Source organism: Sphingomonas sp. AC411, assembly GCF_979253035.1.
The window spans coordinates 496,966-509,565 of sequence record NZ_CEEDAQ010000001.1; the positions used below are offsets into that span (position 1 = coordinate 496,966).

A 12,600-nucleotide genomic window follows, 5' to 3' on the forward strand; every position below is an offset into this window, starting at 1 on the left:
GTCCGTACTGGCGTCCGGTTAGTGCGGCACGCCCTTCTCCAACCCCTCCCGCAGGCGGGAGGGGAGCAGGATTACCCTTCGGGCGGCAGGTCGGTTATGGCTTTGTCGCCCGTTTGCAATCCGTGCTTCAACAGCATCGGGATGTTGGCGAATGCGAACAGCAACGTCAGCGGGATCGCACCCCAGAGCTTGAAGCCGACCCAGAAATCCCAGGTCGTGTTGCGCCACACGGCTTCGTTCAGCACTGCCATGAACACGAAGAACACCGCCCAGTTGCGCGTCAACTTGCGCCAGCCATCGGCGGAGAGGCCGGGATAGGCGGTGCCAAGCAGCGACTGGAGCAGCGGGCGGCCGGTGACTAGCCCAAAGGTCAGGATGGCGGCGAACATCGCGTAGATGATCGTCGGCTTCATCTGGATGAAGCGCTGGTCGTGGAAATAAATCGTGAGCCCGCCGAACACGACGATCAGCGCGCCCGACAGCCACAGCATCGGCGAGATGTGGCCGGTTTTAACCTTCGACACGATCATCGCCGCGACCGTGGCGATGATGAACGCGGTGGTGGCGGCGACGACGCGGACGATCGGCAGGCCGGGCGTGAGGAAGTTCACCGCGAAGAAGATCGCGAGTGGGCCATAATCGATGGCCATGCGGAGGCCGGGGACAGGGGGCTTGGTCACTGGGTTTTTGGTTCCTGGCGGAGCGGTGTGCGTGCGGGCATGTACCTCGATACAGGCTCTCGACAAGCTCGATCCTTACTCGGCACGAACGGGATGGGGGTAGGCATGTGGGTCCAACCACCCGTTCGTCCCGAGTAGCCGTCGAGCTTGTCGAGGCGGCGTATCGACGGACAGTTCCGCGCGTTATTTCCGAACGCTCTCGACCCCGGCGATGATCCGGCTGACCTCGTTCGCATCGAACGGCCGCAGGTCGGTCATGCCCTCGCCGATCCCGATCGCGTGTATCGGCAGGCCGTATTTCTGCCGCCGCAACGAGAACGCCGCCGCGGGCGGTGCCGTCGAGCTTGGTCATCACCAAGCCGGTGACGCCTGCGACCTCCTTGAAGACCTCGATCTGCTGGAGTGCGTTTTGGCCGGTGGTCGCATCGAGAACGAGGACGATGTCGTGCGGGCTCTCGGGATTGATGCGGCCGAGGACGCGGCGAATTTTCGCCAGTTCGTCCATCAGTTCGCGCTTGTTCTGGAGGCGGCCGGCGGTGTCGACGATCAGCACGTCGATGCCGGTTTCGGTCGCCTTCTTGACCGCATCCCAGACCACGCCCGCCGCGTCCCCGCCCTCGGGGCCAGTCACGATCGGCACGCCGACGCGCTCCGCCCAGGTGCGGAGCTGGCCGATCGCGGCGGCGCGGAAGGTGTCGCCCGCGGCCAGCATCACGCCGTAGTCCTGCTCCATCAGCAGATGCGCGAGCTTGGCGATAGTGGTGGTCTTGCCCGATCCGTTGACGCCGATGACGAGGATCACCTGCGGGCGCGGGAAGGCGTCGATCTCGATCGGCTTGGCAACCGTGGCGAGCACCTTCTCGACCTCCTCCGCGACGATAACGCGGATCCCGAGCTCCTCCATGTTGCGCTCGAAGCTGCCCTCGGCGAGGCGGTGGCGGATGCGGCCGGCGGTCTCGGGGCCGAGATCAGAGGCGATCAGCGCTTCCTCGATGTCGTCGAGCGTCGCGTTGTCGAGCCGCGCGCCGCCGAGGCCGGCGAGGTTGCCGACGAGCCGGTCGGAGGTGCGCTTGAAGCCGCCGATCAGTTTGTCGTGCCAGGTTGGGGTGGTGCTCATGATGGTTCTCGTGTTGCGCTGAGGCGATTGCCGTCGGCGCCGGTGATCGTGATGCGGACGATGTCGCCGGGTAAGGCGGGTTCGTCCAGTACGACTTCTGCGAAATTGCCGATATGGCCGCGGTCGCCGGGGCGTTCGACGAGTACGTCCTGCGAGGTTTCTACCAGTGTTTGGAGCCAGTTCGCTCTTGCCGTTTCGCCGGCTTGGCGGAGTAGGGCGGCGCGTTGGCGGCGGACTTCGGGTTCGACTTGCGGCATCCGCGCGGCAGGGGTGGCGGCGCGCGGCGAATAGGGGAAGATGTGCGGGTGGACGATGTGGCAGTCGTCGATCAGCGCAAGCGTGTTGGCGAACATCGCCGCGTCCTCGGTCGGGAAGCCGGCGATCAGGTCTGCGCCGATCGCGATATCGGGGCGGGCGGTCTTCAGGCGTTCGACCAGCGCGACGCTTTCGGCGCGCGAGTGGCGGCGCTTCATGCGCTTGAGGATCATGTCGTCGCCGGCCTGGAGCGAGAGATGGACATGCGGCATGATGCGCGCTTCGCCCGTGAGCAGCGCGAAGAGGTGGTCGTCAATCTCGATGCCGTCAAGCGAGGACAGGCGCAGGCGTTCGATCTTTGGCACGTGGTGCAGGATGCGTTCGACGAGCTGGCCTAGCGTCGGTGCGCCGGGAAGGTCGGGACCGTAACTGGTGAGGTCGACGCCGGTGAGGACGATCTCGCGGTGGCCGGCGTCGACAAGGTGGGCGATCCTTCCGACGACCGCGCCGGCGGGGACCGAGCGGCTTGGCCCGCGGCCGAACGGGATCGCGCAGAACGTGCAGCGATGGTCGCAGCCGTTCTGGACCTCGACGAAGGCGCGGGCGTGCGCGGAGAAGCTGGCGGCGAGATGGGGGCGGTCTCGCGGACCTGCATGATGTCGGAGACGACGACCGGGGCTTCGGTCTGCCAAGCTTGCGACGTGAGCTTGTCGGCGTTGCCGACGACGCGGTCGACTTCGGGCATGGCGGCGAAGCTGGCGGGGTCGATCTGCGCGGCGCATCCTGTGACGACGATCTGTGCCTCGGGGCGGTCGCGTTTCGCGCGGCGGATCGCCACCCGCGTCGCCTTAACCGCCGCGTTGGTGACCGCGCAGCTGTTGACCACGACCATGTCCCGCCCGGCGACGAGCGCGCGGATGGTCTCGCTTTCGGCGATGTTGAGGCGGCAGCCGAGGCTGATGACCTCTGGCGCGGGGGCGGATGACATGGGGCGCGATTTAGGAGGGGCGGGGGAAGTCCACGCTTTGCGGTTTGTGGTCTGTGGGAAATGCCCGGCTGTCCACCGCCGTTCTCCTGCGGATGCAGGAGCCCAGGGTATCAAACGGAGCGCTGCTTGGTCCTGGGCTCCCGCCTTCGCGGGAGAACAGATTGGGAGTGGGCCTTCACCCACACCACCCCGGCGAAGGCCGGGGCCCAGTTGGGGATCGTTGCTAACTACGGCCTATCCGCGGTTACTGCGACCTTTCCAATTGGGCTCCGGCCTCCGCCGGGGTGGTGCTTGGTAGATGGGGCACAGTGCTCGCAGTCAGCTCGCCAATCGAGGCGCAATCCCTCGCGGTGGTGGCGCATCGCGGTCTGGGCGCTGTGCCAGGAGCCGCTTTTCCGCTAGCAAGCGCCGGACCTGTGCCGTGCCGAGCGGTCGCCCGTACAGATACCCCTGGCCTTTCGCGCATCCGATCGCACGCAGGCGTTCCTCGATCGCGGCGTCCTCGATCCCTTCTGCGGTCGTGGGCAGGTTGAGGCTGTCCCCAGCCGCACGATCGTGTTCACGATCGCCATGCTCTCGGGGTTGTCCAGGATAGAGGTGACGAAACTCTTGTCGATCTTGATCCGATCGAAGGGCAGCGCCCTCAGATGCGCCAAGCTCGAATAGCCGGTACCGAAATCGTCGAGGGCGAGGCGGATGCCCTGGTTTTTCAGGCTCCCGACGATCGACTGCGCGAGCGGGAGATTGTCGAACAACGCGGTCTCGGTGATCTCGATTTCGAGCCGGCTGGCGGGGAAGCCCGTCTCGACCAGCGTCTTGATGATCTTCTGTGCGAGCCATGCGTCGCGCAGTTGCAGCGGCGAGACGTTGACCGACAGGCTGAGGGCCGCGTCCCAGTCGCGCGCGGCGGCGAATGCCTGGCGCATGATCGACAGCGAGAGCTCTCCGATCAGCCCGATCTCCTCGGCGATGGGAATGAAGACGTCCGGGGCGATCGTGCCGCGTGTCGGGTGTTCCCAGCGTGCGAGGACTTCGAAGCCGGTAATGCGGCCGGTGGTCAGGTCGACCTGCTGCTCGAAATAAGGGACGATTTCCTCCGCGGGGATCGCATGGCGCAGGCCCGCTTCGAGTTCTCCGCGCAGTTGCAGCGAGCGTTCCATCGAGCGATCGAACCAGGCATGCCGGCCGCGCCCCGCGGTCTTGGCGGCGTGGAGCGCGATGTCGGCGTTACGCAACAACCCGTCGACCGAGGCGCAGTCGAAGTCCGAGCGCGCGATACCGATCGACACGCTCATATGGATCTCGACGCCGTTGCTGCGGAACGGGAGCGCGAGGCCGGCGACCATGCGTTCGGCGATCCGATCGGCAACGTTCTTGTGCGCGGAATCGAACACGAACGCGCAGGCGAACTCATCCGCGCCAAGCCGCGCGAGCAGGCTGGCGCCGGGCGCAATCGCCGCGATCGTCTCGGCGACATAGGCGAGCAGCAGGTCGCCGACCGCATAGCCGTGCAGGTCGTTGACGCTTTTGAAATGATCCACGTCGATCGTCAGCATGGCCATCGCCTTTCCGCGGCGGCGGGCGCTGGCGAACAAGGTCGCGCCGTCCTCGGACAGGCTGCGACGGTTGAGGAGGCCGGTCAGCGGATCGCGCTGCGCCAGGGCCTGCGCACGGTGGCCGGCTTCGGTCAGGTCGCTCAGTTCCTCGGCCAGCGCTCGGTAGCGGAACCAGCCGAACAGGATCAGCGAGATATTGAGCAGCATCGTGGCAATCAATGTCCGGTCGATTACCGCGTTGCTGCCGTGCAGGTTCGCCAGCGCCTTGACGAGCACCGTACCGCCGGTGCCGACGAACAGCAGAATGGCGGCGCCCGTCACGGCGCCGGTCATGAATTCCCGACTGATGTTGCGGGGCGAACGCGTCGCCGCCGACTTTGCGGTCATGTGGATGTCCGGTCCTTGATTGGTTGCCGGTGTGCCATGCGAGAAGTGTAGGAGGTGTTAAGGCGGCGTTAGCGCGGGGCAGGGCGTGGCACAGACGCGATTGGTTGCGCGCATCTGTCATGCCGGGCTTGTTCCGGCTTGACCGAGGAAATGGGGCAAGTCGGGACCCGTCTTGCACTTCCACCCCACTTCCAGTAGTGGACCCGCCACGTTCCGTTACGGAGCGCATATGACGAGCATCCAAGGATGCACGCTGGCCGGCGAGGTTTCGCCCGCCGGCGCTTTTGCGTTTGGCGACGGTGATAGGGAGTATTTCGATGTTCGAAAGCCTGAGCGATCGACTTGGCGGCGTCTTCGACCGCCTTCGCGGCCGGGGTGCGCTGACCGAAGCGGACGTGCGTTCGGCGATGCGCGAGGTACGCGTCGCGCTTCTCGAAGCCGACGTCGCGCTGCCCGTCGCACGCGAGTTCGTCGACAAGGCGACCGAGAAGGCGATCGGCCAAAACGTCCTGCGCTCGGTCACGCCGGGCCAGCAGGTCGTCAAGATCGTCAGCGATGCGCTGGTCGAGATGCTCGGTTCCGAAGCCTCGGAGCTGGAGCTGGGCGTTACCCCGCCGGCCGTCATCATGATGGTCGGCCTTCAGGGTTCGGGCAAGACGACCACGACCGCCAAGATCGCCAAACGGCTGGCGGCGGGGCAGGCCAATTTTGGACAGGGCAGTCGCGAGCGCAAAAGGTGCTGATGGCGTCGCTCGACGTCAATCGCCCGAACGCGCAGGAGCAGTTGGCAACGCTCGGCACGCAGATCGAGGTCGCGACGCTGCCGATCGTGGCCGGCCAGCAGCCGGTCGATATCGCCCGTCGCGCGATGCAGGCGGCCAAGCTCCAGGGCTATGACGTCCTGATGCTCGACACAGCCGGCCGACTCCATGTCGACCAGGCGTTGATGGACGAGATGAAGGCGGTCGCCGACGTTGCGAACCCGGCCGAGATCCTGCTGGTCGTCGACTCGCTGACCGGTCAGGACGCGGTCAACGTCGCGCAGAACTTCTCCGACCAGGTGCCGCTGACGGGTATCGTGCTGACCCGCATGGACGGCGATGCGCGCGGCGGCGCGGCGCTGTCGATGCGCGCGGTCACCGGCAAGCCTATCAAGTTTGCAGGGACCGGCGAGAAGCTCGACGCGCTCGAGTCATTCCACCCAGAACGCGTCGCCGGCCGTATCCTCGGCATGGGCGACGTCGTCAGCCTGGTCGAGCGCGCCGCGGAGTCTCATCCAGCAGGAAGACGCCGAGCGGATGGCCGCCAAGATGGCCAAGGGTCAGTTCGACATGAACGACCTGCGCGCCCAGCTGGCGCAGATGCAGCGGATGGGCGGGCTCGGCGCGCTGGCGGGCATGATCCCCGGCATGAAGAAGGCGCAGGGCGCGGTCGCGTCGGTCGGTGGCGAAAAGGTGCTCGTGCACATGGACGCGATGATCGGCTCGATGACGATCAAGGAGCGCAACAAGCCCGAACTGATCAACGCCAAGCGCAAGATCCGCATCGCCAAGGGTTCCGGGACGACCGTGCAGGAAGTCAACAAGCTGCTGAAAATGCACCTCGAAATGTCGACCGCCATGAAGAAGATCAAGAAGATGGGCGGCATGAAGGGCATGATGGCGATGCTCGGCAAGGGCGGCCTTGGCGGCGGTCTCGGCGGGATCGGCAATGCGATCGGCGGGCCGCAGATGGGCGACATGCTCAACAAGGCTGGCGCTGGTGGCCTGCCGGGCGGTTCGTCCGGCGGCGGGCTTCCGGGGCTCGGTGGCCCCAAGATGCCGCAGATGCCGGCCGGTTTCGACGATTTTCTGAAGAAGAAATAACCAACCCAACCCCTGACCGTCATCCCAGCGAAAGCTGAGATCTCCCGGTGAAGGCGAGGGACCTGACAACCACAAGACCCCAGCGTTCGCTGGGGTGACGAAATCCAAGAAGGAATTACGACATGGCAATCAACATTCGCCTCGCGCGCGGTGGCTCCAAGAAGCGTCCTTATTACAAGATCGTCGTTGCCGATGCGCGCAGCCCGCGTGATGGCCGCTTCATCGAGAAGATCGGCAACTACAACCCGCTCCTCGCCAAGGACAACGAGCAGCGCGTGCAGCTCGACGCCGACCGCGCGAAGCATTGGCTGAGTGTCGGCGCGCAGCCGACCGACCGCGTCGCGCGCTTCCTCGACCAGGCTGGCGTGCTCGAGCGTTCGGCACGCAACAACCCGAACAAGGGCAAGCCCGGCGAGAAGGCCACCGAGCGCGCTGAAGAGCGTGCGACCAAGGCGGCCGAAGCTGCCGAGGCCGAAGCGGCTGCAAAGGCTGCACCTGCGACCGGCAGCAACGAAGAGACCGAGCAGGTCGCCGCTGCTGAAATCGAAGACGCTACGAGCGCTTCGTAATATTCGGGGGCGGGGGCTTGGTCCCTCCGCCTCTTCTCCGTCATGCCGGGCTTGTTCCGGCATCCACTCGTCCGTGAATCCGAGAGCATTGGGTACGCGGAACAGTGGACCCCGGAACAAGCCCGGGGTGACGAAGGGCGGGAAGCTTCTCCCGTTCCTACTACGGGTAGCCAACCGCACCCGATCGGCGCGTCATGCGTTCTCCTCTCGGTACCCCCGAAAAGGAGCGCATGATGGCCCCCGAATCCGACCCCCGCACAGCCCCAGCACCCGAGGACATCGAAGATGCCACCAACCAAGGCGTCTCCGCCGACGACCCCGCCGAAGGCTCCGACGACACCCCGGCCGCGATGAAGGCTCCGCGCAAGGATGAAGTGACGCTCGCCGTCGTCATCGGTGCCCACGGCATCGGTGGCGAAGTGCGGCTCAAGGTCTTCGCCGAGAATTTCGGGAGCTATAAGAGCTTCAACAACGGCGCGCTGTCGCTGAAGTCCGCGCGGAGCGGCAACAACGGCATGATCGCGCGCTTCGCCGAGGTCGCTGATCGTAACGCTGCAGAGGCGATGCGCGGTACTGAGCTGACTGTGCCGCGCGCATCGTTGCCGCCGCTTGAGGATGGTGAATATTATCATACCGACGTGATCGGGCTGGACGTGGTGTCGACGGATGGCGAAGCGATCGGTCGCGTAGTCGCGATCGACAATTTCGGCGCGGGCGACGTGATCGAGATCGAACGCCTACCGGTGGACGACAAGCCCGGCAAGCGCTTCATGGTCCCGATGCGTGTCGAAGCAGTCCCCGAGTGGAATGCGGAAAGGCTCGTCGTAGAGGCCTCGTTCGCCGCCGATTAAGTCTTGTTCTCCCGCGAAGGCAGGAGCCCAGTCTGGGTCCCTGCCTTTGCGGGAAACAATCTGCCTATCTTCGCAAAGGCTTCTGTTGGGCGAGCATGTTGCGGATCGTCGTGGCGGCGACGCCGGCCTCGCCCATCGCATGGCTGATCTGGTCCAGACCCTTCACGACGTCACCGGCGGCGAATAGCCCGGGGATCGACGTCCGCTGATGCGAGTCCACCTCCAGGCAGCCATCCTCGGAAGCGCTCGCACCCGCCGCAACGGCGAGTTCCGATCGGATCACCGAGCCTAGCGCCGGATAGACGCTGTCGAACGCCATGCGGCCCTCGACCGTGTCGAGCGCGAGCCTGTCCCCTCGATCGCATAATTGCCGCAGGGACCGCCCACTCGGACGATCCCGGCATCGTCGAGCGCCGCCTCGCATGCGGGATCGAGGTCATGGCCACCCTCGGGCGCGATCAGCGTCACGTCCTTCGTGTAGCCGCGCAGGAACAGTGCCTCGCGCATGCCGTGGCCGCCTGTGCCTATCACCCCGACGCGCTTGTCGGTTACCTCATAACCGTCGCAGATCGGGCAATAGCGGAACAGGCCAGCCTCGAGCGCCTCGTCGTGGATCGCATCGGGCATGTCGGGGCGGTTGTTGACCACGCCGGTCGCGAGCAGGACGCTCCGCGCCCGGGCCCGCCGATCGCCGATCCGCACCGTGAACCCATCGTCGTCCACCTCGATCGCGTTCACCCGCGCACCTTCGCGGACCGCGCCATATTTTTCCGCCTGCGCCAGCATCCGCGCTAGTAGCTCCGTGCCGCGGATGCCTTCGGGATACCCCGCATGGTTATGCGTGCACGGGATCAGCGCCGCGCGGCTGCTGCCGCAGTCGAACAGCCGGATCGAGAGGTGGAACCGCGCGAGATAGATGGCCGCGGTCAGCCCTGCCGGGCCGGCGCCGATGATGATGCAATCGTCCATGCCCCCGCGAGCGTTTCGCAAGCGTAATTGTTCCTTGAGATTTACAGCGATGTATATACACTGCGTATATACGGAGGATGTCATGACGAAGGAATACCGCGCCAAGACGTTCAAGTCGGGCAACTCGGTCGCGCTGCGGCTGCCGAAGGGGCTTGGCATTGAGGAGGGGCGTGAGATGATGGTCCGTGAGGAGTATGGTCGGTTCGTCGTCGAGCCGATCGTGACAGAGCGCAAGAAAATCGACCTGACTGGTATCTACGGTTCGATCCCCGGACTGAAATTGCTGACCGAGGAGGATCGGATCATGGAGCCGCGTGATCTCGACTGGACCGGAGCGTTGCTCAAGCATGAGTGAGCCACGCTTCCTGCTCGACTCGAACATTCTGATATATCTGCTGAAGGGCGTTTCGAAGCGTGCACGAGAGCACGTCGAAAGTTGCGATCCGGGTGAACTGGTTACGTCCGCGATTGCCTTTGCCGAAGTCATGCGTGGCATCGAGCCTGAGGATCGCGTGCAGATAGAAAGTGCTCGGCGGCTATTCGGTCTGATAACGGTGCTGCCGTTCGATATCGCCGCCGCGAGCGCGTACGGGACCGTGCCGTTCAAACGCGGCAAGTTCGACCGGCTGATCGCGGGGCATGCGCTCGCACTCGGCCTGACCCTCGTTACGAACAACGCCGAAGACTTCGCCGACGTGGCGGGCCTTCGCATAGAGAATTGGACGCTGTGACTTTCGCTGCCACGATATTGACGCTGTATCCGGAGATGTTTCCGGGGCCGCTGGGGACGTCGCTTGCCGGGCGCGCGCTGGGGGAGGGGCGGTGGTCTTGCTCGCCGGTGCAGATACGGGACTTTGCGACGGACAAGCACAAGTCGGTGGACGATACGCCGGCGGGGGCGGGGCCGGGATGGTGCTGCGGGCCGACGTGGTAGCCTCGGCGATCGACAGCGTTGCGGATGGGCGGCCGGTGCTGGCCATGACTCCTCGGGGGAAGCCGCTGACCCAGGAGCGGGTCCGCGAGCTTGCGCAGGGCCCCGGCGTCACCATTCTCTGCGGCCGGTTCGAGGGGTTCGACGAGCGGCTGTTCGAGGCGCGGGAGATCGAGGAGGTCTCGATCGGCGACTACATCCTGTCGGGCGGCGAGATGGGCGCGCTGGTGCTGCTCGATGCTTGCATTCGGCTGCTGCCCGGCGTAATGGGCGCGGCTTCTAGTGGGGATGACGAGAGCTTCGAAACGGGGCTGCTCGAATATCCGCATTATACCCGACCTCAATCATGGGAAGGGCGCACGATCCCGCAGGTGCTGCGATCGGGGGATCATGCGAAGATCGCGGCATGGCGCAAACGCCGTGCGGAGATCGATACACGGTCACGGCGACCGGACCTTGGGAGCGCCATGAGGGTGCTCGGGTCCAGTCGCCCTCGGCGCGCAGCGACACGAGGACGAGACATGAACCTGTTGCAGACGATCGAAGCCGAGAACATCGCGAAGTTCCTGGCCAACAAGACGATCCCCGATTTCCGCCCCGGCGATACGCTCAAGGTCGGCGTGAAGGTCGTCGAAGGCGAGCGCACGCGTATTCAGAACTACGAGGGCGTGTGCATCGCGCGCTCGAACAAGGGCATGGGCTCGAACTTCACCGTGCGGAAGATGAGCTTCGGCGAGGGCGTCGAGCGCGTCTTCCCGCTCTACTCGCCGAACGTCGATTCGATCGAAGTCGTCCGCAAGGGCGCCGTGCGTCGCGCCAAGCTGTATTACCTGCGTGGCCGCACCGGCAAGGCAGCGCGTATCGCCGAGCGCCGCGACACGCGCCCCGCCAAGGGCACCGCAGCGGCCGAGTAATCGGAACCTGCTAGAGTTGAGGAAGGGCGCGGGGCGATGGTCCCCGCGCCCTTTTTCGTTGTGCGCGGGGTGGGGGCTGGTTGGGGCGGCAAGTGGTTGGAAGTGCTGTGGTTTCTGCGCAGCGTGCGTTTATGCTGCAGTGCGGAAGTATAGGAAGTATAGACGCTGGGAAGCATTTTCGTCGCGGCTGTGGCGTAGGGGTGTGGGGGCGGTGTCGCGGTTGAAGGGGCGTTCGCTGGCATCCGGCGACGGTGCGCTTTTGCTGGCGTGTAGGACAGTTGATTAGCATTTTGGCGTGAGGTGGCCGTGGTGTCTGCGCTCCTCTTCTGTCCTTGGGCGTGGGAGGCGGTTTTTGGGCGGACAGGGACGCGCATTCCTGCGCAGACGACTTCCGCTTCCTTGTTCTCCCGCGAAGGCGGGAGTCCAGTCTGGGCCCCGCCTTCGCGGGGAACACGCTTTGCTCGGGGATTGGGGTTGCCGTTCGTTGGAGGGCGGCGCCTGCCACGCGGATCGCCTCTTGGGGGACTGCCCCACCCCGACCCTCCCCTGAAGGGGAGGGAGTTATACCTTTCACCCAAACGCATTCCGCATCCCGCAATGCGTCGTCGTCGCCGCGCAGGCGGGGATCCATATCCTCGGGGGTTCTTGATCATACTGCGAGGCCAGCCAGTTTGGTTCCCGCCTCCGCGGGAATGACGATCGTTGGTCGGGCAGGACGTAACCCCCAGCCCGTCATCCTGACGAAAGTCAGGACCCAGAGCCAGGCAGCGCGGCGTTCGTGACCCTGGGTCCTGACTTTCGTCAGGATGACGGCGGGGTGGGGAGGCGTTTCGCTTGTCGTCACGAACGCTGCCGTCCGAAGGGCGTGTCTTGGCGGGCCGTAAGCGCCTCAGATGGCTCGCAGGCGCCCGCACGTCCGCCTCAACCGCCCGTCAGACGTCGCGCCACGCGCCCGGCGCCAGATCAGCCAGCGTCCACTCGCCGATGCTCCACCGGACCAGCCGCAGCGTCGGGTGGTCGATCGCCGCGGTCATGCGGCGGACTTGCCGGTTGCGGCCTTCGCGGATGGTTATCTTCAGCCAGCAATCGGGGATGCTCGCGCGGACCCGGATCGGCGGCACGCGCGGCCAGAGGTCGGGCGCGTCGATCCGCTCGACGTCGGCGCGGGCAGGGCCGTCCTTCAGCACGACGCCCTGTCGCAACCGGTCGAGCGCGGCGGGATCGGCATCGCCCTCGATCTGCACGAGATAGGTTTTCGGCAGCTTGAACTTCGGGTCCGCGATCCGCGCCTGGAGGCGACCGTCGTCGGTCAGCAGCAACAGCCCTTCGCTATCGCGGTCGAGCCGCCCCGCCGGATAGACGCCCGGCACATCGACGAACTGCGACAGCGTCGCGCGCGGGGTCGGACTGTTCACATCGGTGAACTGGCTGAGCACGTCGTACGGTTTGTTGAACAGGATTACCCGAGTCATGTGCCCTTTAGGGCGACGCTGATAGCGGGGTCGAGTACGATGCTAT

At 65.5% G+C, this 12,600-nt stretch carries 8 protein-coding genes and 5 pseudogenes; 7 read left to right on the forward strand and 6 right to left on the reverse strand.

The window, feature by feature from the left end:
- Window positions 1–71: 71 nt before the first annotated feature.
- The 4 genes and pseudogenes from AC0IX7_RS02600 to AC0IX7_RS02615 all read right to left on the reverse strand — a co-directional run bounded on the left by AC0IX7_RS02600 (window position 72) and on the right by AC0IX7_RS02615 (window position 4,983).
- Entirely contained in the window at window positions 72–650 is a 579-nt protein-coding gene (locus AC0IX7_RS02600; protein WP_471813698.1) for a septation protein A, read from the reverse strand.
- Between the two features lie 213 nt (window positions 651–863).
- Window positions 864–1,797 (reverse strand): annotated as a pseudogene (gene ftsY, locus AC0IX7_RS02605) (signal recognition particle-docking protein FtsY).
- Window positions 1,794–3,040, reverse strand: a pseudogene (gene mtaB / locus AC0IX7_RS02610) (tRNA (N(6)-L-threonylcarbamoyladenosine(37)-C(2))-methylthiotransferase MtaB). Before mtaB ends, ftsY begins: the two co-directional pseudogenes overlap by 4 nt.
- A gap of 398 nt (window positions 3,041–3,438) precedes the next feature.
- A complete protein-coding gene (locus tag AC0IX7_RS02615) occupies window positions 3,439–4,983 on the reverse strand; it encodes a putative bifunctional diguanylate cyclase/phosphodiesterase (RefSeq protein WP_471810376.1) in 1,545 nt (514 codons plus the stop codon).
- A 317-nt stretch (window positions 4,984–5,300) separates the two neighbouring features.
- Here AC0IX7_RS02615 and ffh point away from each other — a divergent pair.
- From ffh to rimM, 3 genes and pseudogenes are all read left to right on the forward strand, one after another.
- Window positions 5,301–6,848 (forward strand): annotated as a pseudogene (ffh, locus tag AC0IX7_RS02620) (signal recognition particle protein).
- A gap of 122 nt (window positions 6,849–6,970) precedes the next feature.
- Window positions 6,971–7,417 carry a 30S ribosomal protein S16 gene (gene rpsP / locus AC0IX7_RS02625; RefSeq protein ID WP_187504196.1) on the forward strand — a complete coding sequence of 149 codons (447 nt, stop codon included), beginning with the start codon at window positions 6,971–6,973 and terminating at the stop codon, window positions 7,415–7,417.
- A 350-nt stretch (window positions 7,418–7,767) separates the two neighbouring features.
- Complete coding sequence (rimM, locus tag AC0IX7_RS02630) at window positions 7,768–8,268, forward strand: ribosome maturation factor RimM (RefSeq protein WP_471813700.1); 501 nt, start codon at window positions 7,768–7,770, stop codon at window positions 8,266–8,268.
- A 64-nt stretch (window positions 8,269–8,332) separates the two neighbouring features.
- Here the strand turns inward: rimM and AC0IX7_RS02635 are convergent.
- Window positions 8,333–9,237, reverse strand: a pseudogene (locus tag AC0IX7_RS02635) (NAD(P)/FAD-dependent oxidoreductase).
- Window positions 9,238–9,319: 82 nt separating this feature from the next.
- Between AC0IX7_RS02635 and AC0IX7_RS02640 the strand changes: the two are divergent.
- The 4 genes and pseudogenes from AC0IX7_RS02640 (at window position 9,320) to rplS (ending at window position 11,082) form a co-directional block, all read left to right on the forward strand.
- Entirely contained in the window at window positions 9,320–9,592 is a 273-nt protein-coding gene (locus tag AC0IX7_RS02640) for an AbrB/MazE/SpoVT family DNA-binding domain-containing protein (protein ID WP_471810378.1), read from the forward strand.
- A complete protein-coding gene (locus tag AC0IX7_RS02645) occupies window positions 9,585–9,968 on the forward strand; it encodes a PIN domain-containing protein (RefSeq protein ID WP_471810380.1) in 384 nt (127 codons plus the stop codon). The genes AC0IX7_RS02640 and AC0IX7_RS02645 overlap by 8 nt, the downstream gene beginning before the upstream one ends.
- Window positions 9,965–10,664 (forward strand): annotated as a pseudogene (gene trmD / locus AC0IX7_RS02650) (tRNA (guanosine(37)-N1)-methyltransferase TrmD); the annotation flags it as partial. The gene AC0IX7_RS02645 and the pseudogene trmD, both read left to right, overlap by 4 nt.
- Window positions 10,665–10,689: 25 nt before the next feature.
- Window positions 10,690–11,082: a 50S ribosomal protein L19 gene (gene rplS / locus AC0IX7_RS02655; protein ID WP_055878492.1), complete on the forward strand. Its 393-nt coding sequence runs from the start codon at window positions 10,690–10,692 to the stop codon at window positions 11,080–11,082.
- A 932-nt stretch (window positions 11,083–12,014) separates the two neighbouring features.
- Here rplS and AC0IX7_RS02660 read toward each other — a convergent pair.
- Window positions 12,015–12,554: a pseudouridine synthase gene (locus AC0IX7_RS02660; protein ID WP_471810382.1), complete on the reverse strand. Its 540-nt coding sequence runs from the start codon at window positions 12,552–12,554 to the stop codon at window positions 12,015–12,017.
- Window positions 12,555–12,600: the final 46 nt, after the last annotated feature.

Bases quoted from the DNA above. Each gene is read 5' to 3' on its own strand.
- AC0IX7_RS02640 (WP_471810378.1), top strand. From the start codon at position 9,320: ATGACGAAGGAATACCGCGCCAAGACGTTCAAGTCGGGCAACTCGGTC.
- rimM (WP_471813700.1), top strand. From the start codon at position 7,768: ATGAAGGCTCCGCGCAAGGATGAAGTGACGCTCGCCGTCGTCATCGGT.
- AC0IX7_RS02600 (WP_471813698.1), bottom strand. From the start codon at position 650: ATGGCCATCGATTATGGCCCACTCGCGATCTTCTTCGCGGTGAACTTC.
- rpsP (WP_187504196.1), top strand. From the start codon at position 6,971: ATGGCAATCAACATTCGCCTCGCGCGCGGTGGCTCCAAGAAGCGTCCT.
- rplS (WP_055878492.1), top strand. From the start codon at position 10,690: ATGAACCTGTTGCAGACGATCGAAGCCGAGAACATCGCGAAGTTCCTG.
- AC0IX7_RS02660 (WP_471810382.1), bottom strand. From the start codon at position 12,554: ATGACTCGGGTAATCCTGTTCAACAAACCGTACGACGTGCTCAGCCAG.
- AC0IX7_RS02645 (WP_471810380.1), top strand. From the start codon at position 9,585: ATGAGTGAGCCACGCTTCCTGCTCGACTCGAACATTCTGATATATCTG.
- AC0IX7_RS02615 (WP_471810376.1), bottom strand. From the start codon at position 4,983: ATGACCGCAAAGTCGGCGGCGACGCGTTCGCCCCGCAACATCAGTCGG.